16 protein-coding genes are annotated in these 16,913 nt (G+C 48.7%); 4 read left to right on the forward strand and 12 right to left on the reverse strand.

From position 1 onward, the window contains the following. Nucleotides 1-174 precede the first annotated feature (174 nt). The 4 genes from AC0YNZ_RS20125 to AC0YNZ_RS20140 form a co-directional block, all read right to left on the reverse strand. On the reverse strand, nt 175-849 hold the full coding sequence (locus tag AC0YNZ_RS20125; protein WP_475828290.1) for an HAD family hydrolase: 675 nt from the start codon (nt 847-849) through the stop codon (nt 175-177). Further along, nucleotides 846-1,985 (reverse strand): serine hydrolase domain-containing protein, encoded by a 1,140-nt coding sequence (locus tag AC0YNZ_RS20130; protein WP_475828291.1) that lies wholly within the window; start codon nt 1,983-1,985, stop codon nt 846-848. Before AC0YNZ_RS20130 ends, AC0YNZ_RS20125 begins: the two co-directional genes overlap by 4 nt. Before the next feature lie 69 nt (nt 1,986-2,054). Continuing rightward, the gene (locus AC0YNZ_RS20135) at nt 2,055-3,422 is read right to left on the reverse strand and encodes a UTP--glucose-1-phosphate uridylyltransferase (protein ID WP_475828292.1); all 1,368 of its coding nucleotides are present in this window, start codon (nt 3,420-3,422) and stop codon (nt 2,055-2,057) included. Nucleotides 3,423-3,439: 17 nt separating this feature from the next. Beyond that, nucleotides 3,440-4,336: a LysR family transcriptional regulator gene (locus AC0YNZ_RS20140; protein WP_475828293.1), complete on the reverse strand. Its 897-nt coding sequence runs from the start codon at nt 4,334-4,336 to the stop codon at nt 3,440-3,442. Nucleotides 4,337-4,455: 119 nt separating this feature from the next. Between AC0YNZ_RS20140 and AC0YNZ_RS20145 the strand changes: the two genes are divergently transcribed. Then, the gene (locus tag AC0YNZ_RS20145) at nt 4,456-5,538 is read left to right on the forward strand and encodes a branched-chain amino acid aminotransferase (RefSeq protein ID WP_475828294.1); all 1,083 of its coding nucleotides are present in this window, start codon (nt 4,456-4,458) and stop codon (nt 5,536-5,538) included. A 101-nt stretch (nt 5,539-5,639) separates the two neighbouring features. On the opposite strand, the gene AC0YNZ_RS20150 is transcribed toward AC0YNZ_RS20145, so the two are convergent. The 3 genes from AC0YNZ_RS20150 to AC0YNZ_RS20160 form a co-directional block, all read right to left on the reverse strand. Continuing rightward, nucleotides 5,640-6,461, reverse strand: a complete 822-nt coding sequence (locus AC0YNZ_RS20150; RefSeq protein ID WP_475828295.1) for a shikimate 5-dehydrogenase — start codon at nt 6,459-6,461, stop codon at nt 5,640-5,642. A gap of 44 nt (nt 6,462-6,505) precedes the next feature. Beyond that, entirely contained in the window at nt 6,506-6,658 is a 153-nt protein-coding gene (locus AC0YNZ_RS20155; protein WP_475828296.1) for a heme-binding protein, read from the reverse strand. A 102-nt stretch (nt 6,659-6,760) separates the two neighbouring features. After that, complete coding sequence (locus tag AC0YNZ_RS20160; protein WP_475828297.1) at nt 6,761-6,865, reverse strand: hypothetical protein; 105 nt, start codon at nt 6,863-6,865, stop codon at nt 6,761-6,763. A 290-nt stretch (nt 6,866-7,155) separates the two neighbouring features. Between AC0YNZ_RS20160 and AC0YNZ_RS20165 the strand changes: the two genes are divergently transcribed. From AC0YNZ_RS20165 to AC0YNZ_RS20175, 3 genes are all read left to right on the forward strand, one after another. Further along, the gene (locus tag AC0YNZ_RS20165) at nt 7,156-8,130 is read left to right on the forward strand and encodes a phosphotransferase (protein WP_475828298.1); all 975 of its coding nucleotides are present in this window, start codon (nt 7,156-7,158) and stop codon (nt 8,128-8,130) included. Nucleotides 8,131-8,315: 185 nt separating this feature from the next. After that, nucleotides 8,316-8,597: an ArsR/SmtB family transcription factor gene (locus AC0YNZ_RS20170; protein ID WP_475828299.1), complete on the forward strand. Its 282-nt coding sequence runs from the start codon at nt 8,316-8,318 to the stop codon at nt 8,595-8,597. Nucleotides 8,598-8,669: 72 nt separating this feature from the next. After that, nucleotides 8,670-9,866 (forward strand): MFS transporter, encoded by a 1,197-nt coding sequence (locus AC0YNZ_RS20175; protein ID WP_475828300.1) that lies wholly within the window; start codon nt 8,670-8,672, stop codon nt 9,864-9,866. Nucleotides 9,867-10,028: 162 nt separating this feature from the next. On the opposite strand, the gene tyrS is transcribed toward AC0YNZ_RS20175, so the two are convergent. The 5 genes from tyrS to AC0YNZ_RS20200 form a co-directional block, all read right to left on the reverse strand. Further along, nucleotides 10,029-11,318, reverse strand: coding sequence for a tyrosine--tRNA ligase (gene tyrS / locus AC0YNZ_RS20180; RefSeq protein ID WP_475828301.1), 1,290 nt, complete (start codon nt 11,316-11,318; stop codon nt 10,029-10,031). A gap of 253 nt (nt 11,319-11,571) precedes the next feature. Beyond that, nucleotides 11,572-11,841 (reverse strand): hypothetical protein, encoded by a 270-nt coding sequence (locus AC0YNZ_RS20185; protein ID WP_475828302.1) that lies wholly within the window; start codon nt 11,839-11,841, stop codon nt 11,572-11,574. A 219-nt stretch (nt 11,842-12,060) separates the two neighbouring features. Continuing rightward, nucleotides 12,061-12,621 (reverse strand): DUF4240 domain-containing protein, encoded by a 561-nt coding sequence (locus AC0YNZ_RS20190; RefSeq protein WP_475828303.1) that lies wholly within the window; start codon nt 12,619-12,621, stop codon nt 12,061-12,063. Between the two features lie 286 nt (nt 12,622-12,907). Beyond that, a complete protein-coding gene (locus tag AC0YNZ_RS20195) occupies nt 12,908-13,891 on the reverse strand; it encodes a DMT family transporter (RefSeq protein WP_475828304.1) in 984 nt (327 codons plus the stop codon). 366 nt (nt 13,892-14,257) lie between these two features. Next, nucleotides 14,258-16,849 (reverse strand): glycoside hydrolase family 31 protein, encoded by a 2,592-nt coding sequence (locus AC0YNZ_RS20200; RefSeq protein WP_475828305.1) that lies wholly within the window; start codon nt 16,847-16,849, stop codon nt 14,258-14,260. Between the last annotated feature and the right edge of the window lie 64 nt (nt 16,850-16,913).

Raw genomic sequence — 16,913 nt, forward strand, 5'->3', positions numbered from 1 at the left:
CACTAAAGCAGCAGCGCTTTAGTGTTTCGTATGAGAATAGAAATATGAAAACCGAGGACCGTCCCTAAGCTCCTCATCCTTCCTTCTCATACTCCCAACCCTTCCAATAATTTACATTATTGTGCCTACTGCACCGCAAAATGGCAACTTCAACCTCGCATTAGCGATACTTTGTTACTCCGCCATCATGCGCCACCGCTCCAGTATGAGCTCTATTTCTCTCAAATCTCTAACTTTGGCATCATATTCGAATGAATCCGTATAATAGCTGTCTTCCTTCCATATCCCCTTCATCCCAGCTGCTTTGCTCGCGATAACATCATTGATCGGATGGTCGCCTACATATACGCATTCCTCAGGCTTCACGCCCAATTTATCCGCTGCCCTCAGAAAAATAGCAGGCTCGGGCTTCCTTAAGCCTTCCACTTCAGAAATAAGAATGCTATCAAAATATCCGGCTATCCCCAAAGCATGAATGTTGCCCGCTTGAAAATCGCCGAACCCGTTCGTGATCATCGCTAGCTTATAGTCTTTGCTCACCAAGCTGCCGAGCAATTCAACAGCATGAGCAAACGGAACGGCATGCGCGGAGAAGCCTGCCTTATAGTCGTCCAGCAGCAAATTCCAATCAAGCTGCAGCTCAAATTCGCGGATGAGCGATTGGTATACACGATCCTTCCATACATAGCCCCGACTGTCTAATGAAATAAAACGGTTAATATAGCTTTCTTTGTCTACCGAAAATTTAGGTTGAATGATTCTATCATATTGCTCCTCCACAAAATGCAATAAGGACTGGTCCCGGTCGAGCAGCGTACCGTCCAGATCAAAAATAACGGCTTTAATCATGAGCCTGGCCTCCGCACAGCTTTCTCGGCGCCTCCGAGCATTTCTTCGGTTCGCTCTGCTTCGTGCAGATCAAAATGCTTAAGCTCTCCGCCAAAAGCGATTCGCGCCAGCTGCTGACTAATTGGCCCCACCTGCGTCGTCGCTAAATTGGACAACACGATTACCGTTAAATCCTCATTCTTATAATGCTTCATCTCAGACAGAAACCCGTTAATGCCGCCGCTATGCCCAATCACCTTTCTGCTGCTGCCGAGAATCTCTTCCTCATATATAAATAGTCCATAGCCATATCGCTCCCTGAACGGAGTAGTCATGCGCTCATAGGCCTGCTCGCTAATTTGCCGCTGGGTATGTAAAGCCAGACCCCATATGTACAGGTCCTCGATGGTCGAATACAAGCCGCCGGCGCCGGATGGGATGGACATGTCCATAAATTCCGCATTAACCCGGCCGCCGCATACCTCATAGCCGGAAGCGCGATTTTTCAAAATTTTCTTTGCGTTGTCATAGCCTGAATTGATCAAGCCAAGCGGCTTCAAAATAGCATGATGGATATAATCCTCATAGTCCCGGTTCGTTACCCGCTCAATGATATAACTAAGAAGCACATAGCCTGAATTGCTGTAATCGAACCTTTCCCCCGGCTCAAACAGCAAAGGCTTGTCCGAAAATCTTGCAACGGTCTCTTCCGTAGAAGAAGCAAGCCGCATCTTCGCAACATAATCATGAAAGCTGGTGAAATTCGGTATGCCTGACGTATTTGTGAGCAGATGATGAACCGTAATGGTATCGCCATTCGGATAGCCGGGGATGTACCTCGCGATTGGATCGTTTACGTTCAGAAGTTTTAGCTCATGCATCATGACGATAGCCATGGCCGTAAATTGCTTCGTGATGGAGCCGATGCGGAATATCGTTTGCGGCGTATTCGGTATATCGTGCTCGAAGTTTGCCATTCCGTAGCCCTTGCATAGAACGATCCGTCCCTCGGAAGCGACCAGTACACAGCCGTTAAGATAGCCCGATCGGGTAAGCGACTGGCAATAATCATCCAGATTATGCTGCAAAAGCGGTATGGACGCTGCTCCTGCTTCAGTCATGAAATCATCTCCATCCGTATCGAAATCAATATCCATACCAATATCCATCTCTATTATACCGCACATATGTTCGTATTGTAAACATTTCCCTATATGTCCAGCCCTTCATTCATCCCTGAATGGCACATTCACGTCTTCTGCCTTCAATCCCTCGCCGTTATATGAAAGCAATGGCGAAATCTCAATATCGCGCTCCTTCAGCTGTTCCAGCCGAATTCCCGCATCATGCAGCCACTTCTGATGAAGCGCAAGCACGAGATTACGCGCACTTTGCGGACTGTCCGCCCCCGTCTTGTTTTTCACGGGAGCGAACTCCTCTTCACGTCTTGCCTTTAATACGGTCAATTGATCAGCAAGCGGGAAAAAATCAAAAATGAACCGCTCGAGCTTATACGCGTTTGGCTCAGCCGGCGTTATATGGTTTCCTAAGTAATCGAAGTGATCCAGCTTCTTGGAGGCGACATGAAAGGGGATATCGGCATCGGCATGCTCTTCTATGAAATCAAGCTTAAATAAATGAATAGAAATATGCCCCAAATTATAAAGCAAGCGTCCGTCCCTCGTTCTTGCTTCATTTATTTCATCCGGAATCTCGTTATACTCCAAAACAGCCGGACGACCGTGATTCAAACAAACGATACCGATCTTTTCATCGATATCCGTCTTCTCGATCACCTTCGTTGCAACTTTATTGTTATGCGAGACAGCGACGCCGATAAAAGCGGGATCAGCTGCCTTAATAAGCGCATTGTCTACATTATAATAAAATAACCAGTCCAAATTTCTTTGCTTCATATCGGCTAATGCGCCAGACCGCTTTAATGATGCAAAACATTCGCCATGCCCGCTAGGGGCAAGCTTGATTGCGCCATCGTCGCAAAGCAGCAGCTTGCCTTCATGATCAAGCGCAGGCATCACATTTTGCCGGAAGAAAAAGCAGTCCCCGGCCGGATAGCCAAAGTGATGAAACGAGCGAAAAAAAGATATTGTCTCTTCATGGTTGTCCGGACTAGTCATGATGTACCAAGGAATAGACTTGCCGGCTCTCCGCGACAGATGAAGCAGCCGTTCCGCCTGAAGCTGAAATAACGACTTCCCGGAGGGAAGTCCGATATCAAGCGTGCCTTTCGGCCCGCGATGTCCCAGTCTGCTGCCTTGGCCCCCCGCAACGACGACCGCTCCGATTTTCCCATTCCGTAGAAGCTCCCATCCCAGCTCGGTAAAAGCACGCTGTTGTTCCTCCTCATAACCGTCCCAGTCCTCATAGCGGATCGGCGTTATGCTGGAATACTTCACCTCTTTGGACCGTTTACGCTCATCCAGCGCTTTGAACAGCCGTTCGAAATCTATTTGCTCAATTTGAGCGGCCAGTTTGTTTTTCGCCGCCCCGGTTAGTCTCTCCAGAACCTTCAGGACATGCTCCTGCTGATAGGTGCGAAGCTTGGCTTCCGCCAGCCTTATGTTATGTACCATGCGCTTTCCCCTGCCTTTCACATTTCCGTCCGGAAGCTTTCAATAAACTGTTTCGCGCGCTTAGGCAGATAATGGTCCCTCAGCCAAAGGATGCCGACATCGGATTGAAAGTCCGCATCCTCGATATCGAGCATTTTGACAACGGTGCTTGGAAAAGAAGACATGACCGACTTCGGGAATACGGTTGCGCCAATTCCTCCTGCGATAAGCGACATAATAATCGCAACGCTCGAGCATTCGCATATAATATTAGGCACGAAGCCGTGCCGCTTGCACTCGTTCACGACCTGCTCATGCATACGCGTCGTTTTGTCCGTCTTCAAGGTTAGGAACGGAAACTGGGCTAGCTCCTTCATGCAAATCGCTTCCTTGCTGGAATACGCCGTCCAGGAACTCGGAATAACAGCTACGAACGGGTCTGAAGGCAGCGGCAAAATGGTATACTGCTGCGGATGCCTCTGCGCCTCAAACGGAAGTCTAGCGACGACCAAATCAATGGCCCGCTTCTCAAGCTGCTCGCCTAAGTAAAAGTGGTCGCCCTCCGATATTTTAAACGTAACCTGGGGATACCTTTCCCTGAACAGCTCGATCCGCTTCGGCAATAAGGAAATGCAGGACACGACCGACCCGATCGACAGGACGCCCCGAACGCCCTCCTCCACCCCCTTGACTTCCCGGAGGGATTCATCGAATTGCACGAGCAGCGCTTCCGCCTTCTGCTTAAGCAGCTCTCCCGAATCGGTGAGCTTCAGCCCCTTGCCATTGCGTTCAAACAGCTTGACGCCTAGCTCCTCCTCCATCAGCTTGAGCTGCCTGCTGAGGGGCGGCTGCTCCATATTAAGCAGCTTGGCCGCACGCGTAACCTGTCCTTCTTGTGCTATAGTTAGGAAGTATTTAAGCTGTCGCATATCCATTCCGTTCACTCCGTTCATCTATACCCAAAAGGTATAGACATTCAATAAAATAGATATTTTAAATATATCGTATGAAGTGTTAGCATTCAATTATCGATCACTAAAGGGAGATGGGCCAATTGCTTCAATCATTGGAAATCGAGTTAACCAAAAACAAGAAACAACAACCAGCGGCGGATCAGCTTGGATTCGGCAACCATTTTACGGATCATATGTTTATTATGGATTATTCGACGGACAACGGCTGGCATAAGCCGCGTATCATACCTTACCAACCGATCGTATTAGACCCGGCAGCCAAAGTATTCCATTATGGACAAACGATCTTTGAAGGCTTGAAAGCGTATAAAACCGATGATGGCCGCGTACTGCTGTTCAGACCTCAAAAAAACATACAAAGAATGAACCGCTCTAACGAGCGTCTCAGCGTTCCCGAACTTGATATCGATACGACGATCGAAGCTTTGAAGCGGCTGATCGCGGTTGATAAGGACTGGATTCCGACAGCCCCAAGCACATCGCTGTACATTCGTCCTTTCATCATCGCAACTCAGGCGCAGCTTGGCGTGGCGCCGTCTACCCACTATCAATTCATCATCATCATGTCGCCGGTAGGCGCTTATTATACCGAGGGCGTGAACCCGGTCAAAATTTTCGTCGAATCGGATTACGTCCGTTCTGTAAAGGGCGGCGTGGGCGAAGCGAAGACTGCAGGCAATTACGCTGCCGGCCTGAAAGCGCAGGAGCTTGCCAAGGAGAAAGGCTATTCCCAGGTACTGTGGCTTGATGGCGTGCACCGCAAATATATCGAGGAAGTCGGCAGCATGAACGTCTTTTTCAAAATCAACGGCGTCGTGCATACGCCCGCGCTGAATGGCAGCATTTTGGACGGTGTAACCCGTAATTCCATTATTCAGCTGCTCCAGCATTGGAACATCCAGGTTGTAGAGCGTCCGATCACGATAGAGGAATTGTACGAGGCCAGCCGCAAAGGCGAGCTGGAGGAAGCTTTCGGTACAGGGACAGCTGCTGTTATTTCTCCGATCGGCGAACTGAACTGGAAGGATGACGTGCTCGTCATCAACAAAGGACAGACAGGCGAGCTCTCCAAGAAGCTCTACGATACGCTAACCGGCATTCAGATGGGCAAGCTTGCGGACCCGTTCGGCTGGATGGTCGAAGCCAGCGCCGTTAACGTATAAAATGACTATGTAAATGCAAATAACCGAGGCAATCCAGATCAACAGGTTCTGGACTGCCTCGGTTATTCTTTTGAGCTTTAGTTAGTTTGCGCTTAGCAGCATCAGCCGCGCGCGTACTCGGAGGCACGTTTGAACTGCTCGTCACTCGGACGTACGCCTGTGTACAGAATAAATTGCTCCAATGCTTGGATAGCGAATACTTCCGCTCCCGTAATAACCTTCTTCTCCTTCTGCCTTGCGAGGCGGATCAGCGGCGTCTCAGCAGGAAGAGCGACCACATCAAATACGGTCTCAGCCTTATCGACAGCCTCCGGCTCGAAGGAATGGTCATCCGACTCTTTGCCGCCTGCCATGCCGATGGGCGTGACATTTACCAAGAGATCAGGACGTATGGCTCCCAGCTCTTCTCTCCACTCATATCCGTAGCCTTCTGCTAACGAACGGCCTGCAGCTTCGTTTCTGGCGATGACATGACCGGAACGAAATCCCGCATCGCGCAGCGCACATAAAACAGCTTTAGCCATGCCGCCGCTCCCGCGCAGCGCGAAAACACTGTCACGCCGCACTTGATGCTGCTCGAGCAGTTGCGAAACTGCAATATAGTCGGTGTTATAAGCCCGCAGCCGGCCATTATCATTCACGATTGTGTTGACGGACTGGATAGCGGTCGCCGAATCATCCATCTCGTCCAAAAATGGAATACACGCCTCTTTGTACGGCATTGAAACGGCACAACCACGAATTCCTAAAGACCGGATGCCGCCGATGGTCGCTTGCAAATCGTTTGTCGTAAATGCTTTGTAAATGAAATCAAGACCTAACTCATCATACAAAAAATTGTGAAACCGGGTGCCAAAATTCCCCGGCCTGCCGGCAAGTGACATGCAAAGCTGTGTGTCCTTATTGATTGTTGGTTTCATCATTACCTCCAGTAGACGTATTTCATGATCATAAACATACCATACTATTATTTCTTCAAAAACCTCTTAACACCTTCAACCGCATAATCATGATCAAGCTGCGGCGATAAACCTGATACTGTCACTGAGCCTATAACGCCCGCGCCTTTAACCCGAATCGGAAAAGCTCCTCCTACCGCTTGATAATCTGGCATCTTCATTTGTGAAGCATGTGAATTCCAACTCGTATTCTATTTGTTCTAATAGCTCCAAGTTCATACAACATCTTCCCCTCGTAAATCATTGCAAGCCGTGTTGCTGCGCTACTTAATGGCGAACAGCTCTTCCAGCTTTAGACGCATTACAGAGGGGTCCGCGGCAATGCCCGTCCAATGCTGGATACTGATAACACCCTGATTAACCAGCATGCCAAGGCCATCAAGCGTGACACAACCGCGGGCTTCCCCATCACGGATGAGCAAGGTGCGCGGCGGATTCGGGATGACGTCTGATCATATGCCGTTTAAGGCTATCCAGATCGATATCGAGCCGCGCGTCGACATTCGGTTGCTTCGTAAAAGCTTTTATGGTCTTTAGCCCGATCATTGTAACAACCTGGTAATAAACAATTATAGCCAATATTTCTATGCCATTCTGCCCGCGATTCGGATAGGATGTAATTAAACAACGTTAAAACGGTTAGAAGGATGATTCCGCTATGCTCCACATTTCTGCAGCACATACTGTTTTCAATAAGGAAGAGCTTTTTGACGCTATGGCCTTATTGTATAAGATGGGCACGCCGCTCAAGAGCCGGTTCGTCTCCAATGGCTTGAATGATACTTACGAAGCCGAAACGTCTGCCGGTAAATTTATTTTACGGATTTACAAGCATAGCTGGCGAACTGAAACGGATATACGCTTTGAGCTGGATCTGCTTATGCACTTAAAGGACTGCGGACTGCCGGTTTCGTATCCGATTCCAAGGCGGGACGGCGAATGGATAACGGAGCTGAGCGCCCCGGAAGGCTTGCGTTACGCTGTGCTGTTCACATTTGCTCCTGGAATAGGCAAATCCGATGTGAAGACAAGCCGCTCCTACGGGCGCGCGATCGCTGATCTCCATCATGCGATGGACCGCCATATTCCCCGGCACAAGCGCTTTGAGCTTGATGCCAGCCATCTGCTTGATGAGCCGCTCCAGCAGCTTCAACCGTTTTTGCAGCATCGCCCGCATGATTTGAAGCTTGTGGACGACATATCCGGCCGGCTTAGAAAGCGCCTCGAGTCGGTCGCAAACGGAGCGTATGATTGGGGGCTATGCCACGGTGACCTGCATGGCTGGAACGTGTTCCATACGGTAGACGGCGGCCTGACCCACTTTGATTTCGACTGCTGCGGTTTAGGCTGGCGCTCCTACGATCTATCCGTATTTCTATGGGATCGTGTCCATGGCAAAGAAGATCGCTTCGAAGATGAATGCTGGGACGCTTTCATCGAAGCTTATTTGGCGGAACGCCCGCTAAACGAGCAGGATATCGCCGTCATTCCCTTATTCGTTGCAGTCAGGCAGCTCTGGCTGATTGGACTCCATACGGGGCGGAGCAGCGTCTGGGGAGCATGGCAGGACGATGCTTATTTTGACGGGAAATTGAAGTTTCTCTCTGCTTGGGTAGACGCTCACCAACTGTAGCATAACCGGCGTAAGAGGCTTCGCGCAGCCCCTTACTCCGCATAGCAGGATCGTGGACCGGCCGGCTCCGCGCAATCCGGAAATCACCATCGCCTGCAATTTCCTGTTTACTTTCTAAAAAAGGTATGCTATCTTATTTCTACGCATATAGAAATAACAACTACTGGAAATAAGGTGAAGTCACGATGGTAGAAGACAATGCGGATCTGCGTCAAGCTGTCAAAGTATACAAAGCGCTCGGAGAGCCAACCAGGCTTAAAATAGCTATGCTGCTCACGGAGGAGGTCAATTTGTGCTGCTCCGATATTGGGACTAAGCTGGAATCCGTCGCCGGCTCAACACTCTCGCATCACCTGAAGCAATTGACGGAAAGCGGGCTGCTGGAACTGCGCAAGGACGGTACGTATATCTACTACAGCGTGAACCGCGAAATGGCGAGAAAGTACGCGCCATATTTGTTGGAGTAATTTTTTTTCGATTTTATTTCTATATATCTAGAAATATAAAAATATTGGAGTGGAGAGAGGAGCATTATTGGTATGTCGAACGCGTGGAAAATTTACATGCTGGCTATTATCAGCTTCCTGGTTGGAACGTCCGAATTTATTATTGCAGGCATTTTGGATAAGGTTGCTGCGGACGTAGGAGTTTCAGTATCTGCGGCAGGTCAGTTGATTACCGTCTTTTCGCTGGCTTACGCTTTTGGCACACCCATTCTCATGGCTTTAACCGCACGTATGGAGCGTCGCCGTCTGCTGCTCTACTCCCTTGGCCTATTTGCGGTAGGCAACTTAATCGCCGTTGCTTTGCCTGGATTTGAATTTTTATTGCTATCAAGAATCGTCCTCGCACTTAGCACCGGGGTGTTCGTCGTTACCGCCCTGACCGTCGCTTCTAAGCTGGCTCCTCCCGATAAACAGGGAAGCGCAATCGCAACGCTCATTATGGGCTTCAGCACAGCCTTGATCGTTGGCGTCCCTCTCGGAAGGTTAGCAGCATCCGCTTACGACTGGCCGTTGATCTTCGGAGCCATCGGCATATTGGGACTGCTCGCTATGCTCATTATTTTTTTCGCCATTCCTCAAACAGATGGCGAGGAGCCAATACCGCTTCGCAATCAGCTTGCTCTATTGAAGCAGCCGAAAATTGCCGTCGCCTTGACGGTGTCCTTCCTTTGGATCGGCGGATACTCTATCGTCTACACTTACATTTCACCATTTCTGCTTACGGTAACCAAATTGAGTGAACAGGGCGTGAGCGCAGGACTATTCGCTTTCGGCATCGCCAGTCTGATCGGCTCCAAAATCGGAGGCTACAGCACTGATAGATGGGGCGTTCCCCGTACATTAGTCAGCGGCATGCTGTTTCATACGATCGCGCTTATTCTGCTCTCGCTGACGGGTCAGTCCCCAGTCATCGTATTTCCTTTGCTTATGCTTTGGGCGTTTACTGCGTGGTCATCCGGCCCCACTCAGCAATATTATTTAATGTCGCTTGCTCCGGGAGCTTCCGGAATTATGCTTAGTCTGAACACCTCGGTGATTCAGCTTGGCATGGCTGCCGGCGCCGGCCTTGGCGGTGTCGTCGTAGAGCAAGCCTCGCTAACCTCAATCAGCTGGATCGGAGCAACCGGGGTAATCCTCGCTGCAGCAACAGCCACAGCGTCCTTCGGAGTATCCCATACGCGATCCCGCCGCAAGACTGCGGAGAGCAAATTAGTAAAGACAGGCGCTTAAGTTCAGCATCATGCGGATTGCTCTTAACATTAGCGTTATGCTCTAACAAGCAAGCCCGCTCAGAAACAAACCAGGCTGCCATTCGGCAGCCTGGTTTGTTTTATTCTGAAGGCGGAGGTTGATGCCCGCTGATCATCTTTCAACTAACAGGAGAAATTCCTTTTATTCGAATCTAATCAGGAAGTAATTTTTCTTCCCTCGGCGCAAGACGACGAATTTGCCATACAGCCTTTGCTCTGCGCCCACGACCGATTCAACGTCTGTTTGCTTCGTTCCATTAATGGAAATCGAGCCGCTCACAATATCCTGCTTGGCTTGGCGACGGGATGGGGCTGCTCCTGATTCGATAAGCAGATCCATTAGCCCGATCTCTTCTCTATTCGTAAGCACCGTTGTAGGCATGTCCTGCAGCGCTTCGATAAGCTCCGCTTCGCTTAGTTGATTAACATCGCCTGAGAAGAATGCCTGTGTAATCTTCTCTGCGCTGTCCAGCGCTTCTTGCCCATGAACAAGCCGGGTGATCTCACGAGCCAGCTCGCGCTGTGCAACGCGTTTTTCCGGCTGCGTCTGAAGCTCCGTCTCCAAAGCCTCGATTTCCGCACGGGAGAGGAAAGTGAAATATTTCAAAAACTTAATCGTATCGTTATCTTCCGTATTGATCCAAAATTGATAAAATTGGTACGCGGAAGTCTTCGAGCGGTCAAGCCAGACCGCGCCGGATTCGGATTTGCCGAATTTTTTCCCGTCACTTTTCGTCACGAGAGGCATCGTCATGCCGTATGCGTCTCCGCCGCCCATTTTGCCGATCAGATCGAGACCTGCCGTTATATTGCCCCATTGGTCGCTGCCGCCAATTTGGAGAGCGCAGCCGTGCTCTTGATGAAGCTTATGGAAGTCGTATGCCTGCAATATCATGTAGCTGAATTCAGTAAAGGAAATGCCCGATGACAGCCTGGAGTCGACTGAGTCCTTGGCAAGCATATAATTTACGGTAAAGTTTTTGCCTACATCCCGTAAAAAAGTAATAACATCAAGCGGCTCAATCCAATCGTAGTTGCTCACGAGCTTGGCCGGATTTTCCGTCACCTCAAAATCAAGAAAGCGGGACAGCTGACGCTTCAAGCTCTCCGTCCATTGCGATACGGTTTCCGCTGTATTGAGCGACCGCTCAGTCGAGCGGCCGCTCGGATCACCGATCAAACCCGTTCCGCCGCCAACCAGAGCAAGCGGAATATGACCCGCCTGTTGGAAGCGGCGCAGGCACAAGATCGGCAGCAAGCTTCCAATGTGGAGGCTGTCCGCAGTCGGATCGAATCCGCAGTAGAGCACAACGCGCTCGTTAGTCAGCTTCTTATGTAATTCCTCGCGGTTGGTGAATTGCTGCACCAGCCCTCGGTACTCAAGATCAGCCAAAAGATCATCATGATTGATAGCTATTGCTTCGTTTGTCATTTAACTCTCTCCTCAAATGTTTCTTCCAGTTTACGCCCTATCCGGCTTTTTTAAAAGAAGGATATCTCGCAGAGCACGCTGCTCCATGTAGTGATTTTACCACAATCCGTTAACAGCAAAAAAAGAAGTCTGCCGCGGCCGGCAAACTTCCCTTTCTTCGAGTCCGTCTGTCTTATATCTTTTAGTACCGTCGGTATAGCTTTATGGAATTGTGCTGACACGCTGCGGGTGTGGTTTTCGGCTGTTTAATAGCTTACCAAGTCAACCAACCGCTAGTTCGCTTATAACCGCGTAATAATTCATATTTTTCACTGCGAAGAAGTCTTTTCATTTGCGTTCTGTATTTTTGATAATCCGATTTCCTTGCCTCTTTGATCTCTTTGTTAAAGTGTACACTCTTCTTTATTCCCTTACGAAAATCTTTTAATTTCTCTTTTCTAGGATCCTTGTGATTTTTCACAAGTTCTTTGGCGTAACCGGTCCGTTCATTTTCCCAGGCTGTAATTTCTTCCTGATTAAACATCTTCATCCCCGTTGTGCCGGGTTAGATTATGGCCTTATTTGCCATGAGTACCGACACAACTAATAGAAGAAGACCGCCCGATTGAACATCTCAATCACCTCGAATTTAATTTCTTTTTTATCTTATCATATATGGATTTTTATGTGCTACATCGAATCTGTCCGTTACGTCAGCTATAAAAAAAGACCTGTCTCATTGTCTAAGCTGCTGAAGCGCTTCCTACAACAACGGTTCTTCGCCAAATCTTGCCCATAGAGCAGGATATCGCTCCTCCAGATCTTCTTCTTCCCAATCAAATTCAATTTCGATGTTTTGAATAACAGATCCTTTTGCTTCGATCAAATTAAAAAACTCATCATAGATATCTTCGTTATATTCAAACGTTCCTGTCCTCCGGTAAGTATACGCATCTGCGGCAACCGACAGCATCTCTTCCAGCTGCGGCGCCAGATCCTCTTCCGCGTAGTCTGGAGGAATATACGCCGCAAGATATTCCGGGTTCGCTAAAGTCTTGTTGTATGCATCTTCGCCTTGAGCAATGAGCCAGCCTCTGAAATAGTCAAAGCAGTCATCGGAGCATCCTCCCATAGTCACATATGCCGCTCCCCACAATGCGGAGGTGTAGGATTGGTTCATAAAATGAGTGAATATGATTACATACTGAGAAATTTCTTCTATCGTTTTTTTTGCCAATTGATCCTTTATCCATTCCGCCTGGTCGATCTCGTCCTCAAGCTCCTTGGATTGTTCAATGAGTTTCCAAAAATCTTTAATTTCCATTTGAGGTATCTCCTTGTTATTAAGTTATCTTCTGATCAATGACAATCTTTTATGATCTTCCTTCAATTTTAATTTCTCTCCTCCTGTAATGGCACAGTTAACTAATTCTTGGTTTGCAAACAAATTCCTCTAGTTCATTCTTCGCCGCTGTTCGACTATTTTCAAGTATACTGCCCGTTAACGGGGAAAAGCAGCCGGTCTCCGACCAGCTGCCTCGTATGTCTTTATTAAACTAAAGTTATGCACTACTAGTAAGTATGAGTAAGCACAACCTAAAAAGGAAGCATCATGTCGCCTGCGCCTCGGCTGCCTTCGGTTTTCCGAGCCTCTGCCTGTCACTCTGCAACAAATACATGGCGAATAGGACGCCGATTCCTCCTAGCACCTGATACACCGTCAACGTTTCATGCAGCAAGAAATACCCCGAGGCGGCCGCCGTAATCGGAAGCGTGTACCCGTAAACAGACGCTTTAAACGGGCCCAGACGGGCTAGGCTCCAATTGTGCAGCGTAAAGCCGACCATGGTAGCCAGAATGGCCGTATACGCGAGGCTGATCCAGCCGTGAGACGAAATGCCGGCGAAATAGGCGGCGTCCGCCTTCCACAGCACATACGGGAGCAGCGAAACGGCGCCGGCCGTCATCTCCCAGGAAATGAGCAGCATAAGCGGATAGCGCGACGTCAATCTGCTCATCAGTATGAGATAGAAGGCGCCAAAGAGGCTTCGCAGCAGCAGCAGGCCGTCCCCGCGAAGCGTATCCAGCCCGAAATGCAAGCCCTGCTCGCCACCCGCCACAATCACGATAACGCTTACGAAAGCAAAGGGAAGGCCGATCAGAATCCGGTACGACAACCGGATCTCCTTGAGAGCGAGCGAGATGATGACAGTCAGCACGGGCATGAAGCCGCGGCCCAATACGGAACCGTTGGCCGCGTTCGAATACTGCAGCGCGTAGGACAGCAGCACCTCCATCCCGATCGCGGACAGGATGCCGAGGAACAAAATGCGGCCCAGATCACGGCTTTCCATGCGGAGGCTGATGCCCTTTTGGCGGAAATGGAAATAGGTCACAAGCCAAAGCAGCGGGGCTATTAGAGCATAGCGAAGCCCGTTGAACATGACGGGATCCCATTCGTGGCCGCCAATTTTCATCGAGCTGATATTGATGCCCCATAACAAGTATACAACCAAGAAACCGAGATGCGGGAGAAGGAGCTTTTGGGACATTTTCGAAAAATCCGCCTTTCCGTAGCCGTAGTTATCCCCCACTATACGCCTCCTTCGCCATTTGATCAAAAAGCGCATCATGGAGCTTTCACAAGAAAAACCCGGAAAAACATCGATTGACGATGCTTAACCGGGTTAAATGCGCACCGCATAAATCAGGACTCGCAGCAGAGTCAGAGCTGCCTGGATGAACAAATCGATAGGCGAAGCTGCCATTTCATCTGCTACCCGATTGTTTGTCCTTCGGATCTGGCCTATAATTATCCATGTTTATGTCTACCATTTCGGTAAAAAGGGGCCATCCTTTACTGATCCAAAAAAATAAACGGGTTGGAGCTCATGACTCCAACCCGTCTGTTTTGTCGATTCCTTTGAACCTATTTTTGCTGTTACGTAAGCACCCAACCGTTAGTTATGAATTTTAACTTTATGCTTTTCGTTCACAGGGATTTTAACATACAGAACTTTCTCTGTCCCGTCGTAGAAATAGCCGCTTTCTTGTTTATTAAGTTCATCAATACTGTAGGTTTTTTTATATTTGTTATCAGCTGCCTGAACTTTATTAGGCTCTTCAGTATCATGCAGCTTCAGCGTGTAGGATTGAATGTCGGAGGCGAAGTTGCTTGTTTGCTTGTCTTGTGTGAAAGAGGTAATGCTTCCCTTTTTCTCCACTTTAAAATCGGTCACATTGAATTCGCCTCTTGTGTAATCCTCTGTATTGGCATCGTCCTCATAGAAGCTGTATGAAACTTCATCGTTCAGATAAGTATCCAGAATCAGATTCGTAAGTTTCTTCTCGCCGGTGTACTGTTGAACTTCGCGGCGGGGAATGATTGAATCCTGTTTTACGTAGATCGGAAGCGTTCCGAGATCGGCTTGTTTCGTGATCGTTTGGCCGCCTTCATGCTTTTCGCCTGTCCAGTAGTCCACCCATTTCGCGCCGGCCGGCAGATACAAGCTGCGGGACGTTGCTCCCTCAGTCACTACCGGTGCAATCATAATCGAATCGCCAAACATCACTTGGTCTTCGATGTTATAGGTGTTCGGATCGTCCTGGAACTGGAATACGAGCGGCTGTTGAACGAGATTTCCTGTTTCATGCGCACGTTGGAACGCGTTGTACAGGTATGGCAGCAGTTCATAGCGCAAAGATATATATTTGCGGCTGATATCCTCTACCTCTTTACCAAACTGCCATGGTTCTTGTCGTTGCATATAAGATTGCGTGCTCGATGGACTTTTGCCATCGTTATTGTAATGATCACGGGAGAACGGATTGAAGGCACCGAGCTCAACCCAGCGTGCAAACAATTCCGGCGTAGCTTTTTCACCCAAATCCTTATTTTTCGAAAAGCCGCCGATGTCGTTACCTATAAACGGCATACCTGCCAAGCCACTGTTCGCGTTCTGCGACATCGACATTTTGAGATGTGCCCAAGTGCTGTGGTTATCGCCTGTCCAAGTTGCGGCGTAACGCTGGGTTCCCGTAAACAAAGCGCGCGTCAATACAAACGGGCGGACGTTCGGTTTATATTTGTCCCAAGCTTCGTGCGTCGCTTCGGCTTCCAAGTGACCATAAATATTATGAACCTCTTCGTGCGTCAATTTGCCGCCATTGTCCGTTTCAAAAATTTTATCAAGCGGTAGGGTCCAGTGGTCAGCTTCACTGAAATTAACCGGTTCGTTCATGTCGTTCCAAACGCCGTCTACGCCCGTTTCAAACATGGAATTTTGCTTATCCGCCCACCAGTCGCGGGTTTCTTGTTTCATGAAGTTCGGGAAAACGGATTTGGAAGGGACACCCCATGGCCAGACTTTACCCAAAAAGTTAGTGCCATCGGGATTTTTAACCCAAAGATCTTTCTCAGTCCCCTCTGTGTAAGGAGCGTATTCCGGTTGGCCCGGATCAGGTACTCTGATAGCCGGATCGATGATATTAACTTGATGGAAATGCAGCTCGTCCATCTTTTTATTCAAACCTTTGGGATCTGGGAATCTCTCTCCCCATTCGAAGTTTTTATAGTCGTTCATCCATTCGATGTCTGCGTACATCGTATCTGCCGGAATTTTCTTATCCCGGTACGTTTGAGCTACTTCCTCAACGTCCTTCTGATGGTAACCCCAACTTGCCTGGTGGAAGCCAAGCGCCCATTCCGGAGGCATTTCCATTTTGCCTGTCAAATCGGTATAACGGTCAACGACGTCTTTGATCTGCGGCCCATTGAAGAAATAATAGGTCAGTTTCCCGCCATCGGCGTAGAAGTAATAATAATCGTCGCTTTCTTTCGCCAGGTTGTAATAAGAGCGCCATGTATTATCGAATAAAATACCGTACGCCTTGTTGTCTTTCAACCCAATAAAGAACGGAATGGAGGAGTAACCGTATTTCGACTCATATGGGAATGGATCCTGATGCCATACGCCGATTTCGTCACCGCGGTGATTCAAGCCGGAGGCTTTCTCGCCGAAACCATAAAAGTTCTCGTTACTGTCGGTTTTCTTGAATACGTACGGCTTCCCGTTTTCGTATCCTACGCCTTGTTCAGCGTCCTCGTTGATTACACTCCCGTCTTTGTCCAAATATTTAATCCCGAATGGGCTTTTCTTGATGTCTACTGTCAAGCTGTCCGTGGTAATGGTAATTTTCTTATCCGTTTCTTTTACTTTGAATTTGTCCGGGGTAGGCCAATCCGTTTTGGCGATCCCCACGGAGGTGAATTCTTCCTCACCTTTCTTTACGAGCGACACCTTGGAAGTATCGGATGTGAGCATCCGAATGTAAGCTTCCTGCTCACCTAAGTTAAGCTTTACGCCATTTTCCAATTTCTCGACACCTTGCACCGTCATCGGTTTCTGCAGATTGCTTTTTACAAGAGGCCTTTCAGCGTGCGGCTGCATATCTGCGAATACCGGTGTGGCCAGATAGAGCGGCGAAGTGACTGCCGAAAGAACGACAGATAACGTGAGGAGCATTTTAGTTCCTTGTCTTTTTAAATCCATGGTTTCACTCCTATTCAAATAATGAGATCAGCTAGCAAACAGCTGCTTTTGGGGAAGACGATAA

The sequence above is a fragment of the Paenibacillus sp. J2L1-98 genome (genome assembly GCF_056269405.1).

What these genes read in the sequence shown, in the direction of transcription:
- AC0YNZ_RS20175 (WP_475828300.1), top strand. Translation starts at nt 8,670, where the DNA reads ATGTCGAACGCGTGGAAAATTTACATGCTGGCTATTATCAGCTTCCTG.
- AC0YNZ_RS20130 (WP_475828291.1), bottom strand. Translation starts at nt 1,985, where the DNA reads ATGGATATTGATTTCGATACGGATGGAGATGATTTCATGACTGAAGCA.
- AC0YNZ_RS20150 (WP_475828295.1), bottom strand. Translation starts at nt 6,461, where the DNA reads ATGATGAAACCAACAATCAATAAGGACACACAGCTTTGCATGTCACTT.
- AC0YNZ_RS20170 (WP_475828299.1), top strand. Translation starts at nt 8,316, where the DNA reads ATGGTAGAAGACAATGCGGATCTGCGTCAAGCTGTCAAAGTATACAAA.
- AC0YNZ_RS20135 (WP_475828292.1), bottom strand. Translation starts at nt 3,422, where the DNA reads ATGGTACATAACATAAGGCTGGCGGAAGCCAAGCTTCGCACCTATCAG.
- AC0YNZ_RS20140 (WP_475828293.1), bottom strand. Translation starts at nt 4,336, where the DNA reads ATGGATATGCGACAGCTTAAATACTTCCTAACTATAGCACAAGAAGGA.
- AC0YNZ_RS20160 (WP_475828297.1), bottom strand. Translation starts at nt 6,865, where the DNA reads ATGCTGGTTAATCAGGGTGTTATCAGTATCCAGCATTGGACGGGCATT.
- AC0YNZ_RS20165 (WP_475828298.1), top strand. Translation starts at nt 7,156, where the DNA reads ATGCTCCACATTTCTGCAGCACATACTGTTTTCAATAAGGAAGAGCTT.
- tyrS (WP_475828301.1), bottom strand. Translation starts at nt 11,318, where the DNA reads ATGACAAACGAAGCAATAGCTATCAATCATGATGATCTTTTGGCTGAT.
- AC0YNZ_RS20185 (WP_475828302.1), bottom strand. Translation starts at nt 11,841, where the DNA reads ATGTTTAATCAGGAAGAAATTACAGCCTGGGAAAATGAACGGACCGGT.
- AC0YNZ_RS20200 (WP_475828305.1), bottom strand. Translation starts at nt 16,849, where the DNA reads ATGGATTTAAAAAGACAAGGAACTAAAATGCTCCTCACGTTATCTGTC.
- AC0YNZ_RS20155 (WP_475828296.1), bottom strand. Translation starts at nt 6,658, where the DNA reads ATGAAGATGCCAGATTATCAAGCGGTAGGAGGAGCTTTTCCGATTCGG.
- AC0YNZ_RS20125 (WP_475828290.1), bottom strand. Translation starts at nt 849, where the DNA reads ATGATTAAAGCCGTTATTTTTGATCTGGACGGTACGCTGCTCGACCGG.
- AC0YNZ_RS20190 (WP_475828303.1), bottom strand. Translation starts at nt 12,621, where the DNA reads ATGGAAATTAAAGATTTTTGGAAACTCATTGAACAATCCAAGGAGCTT.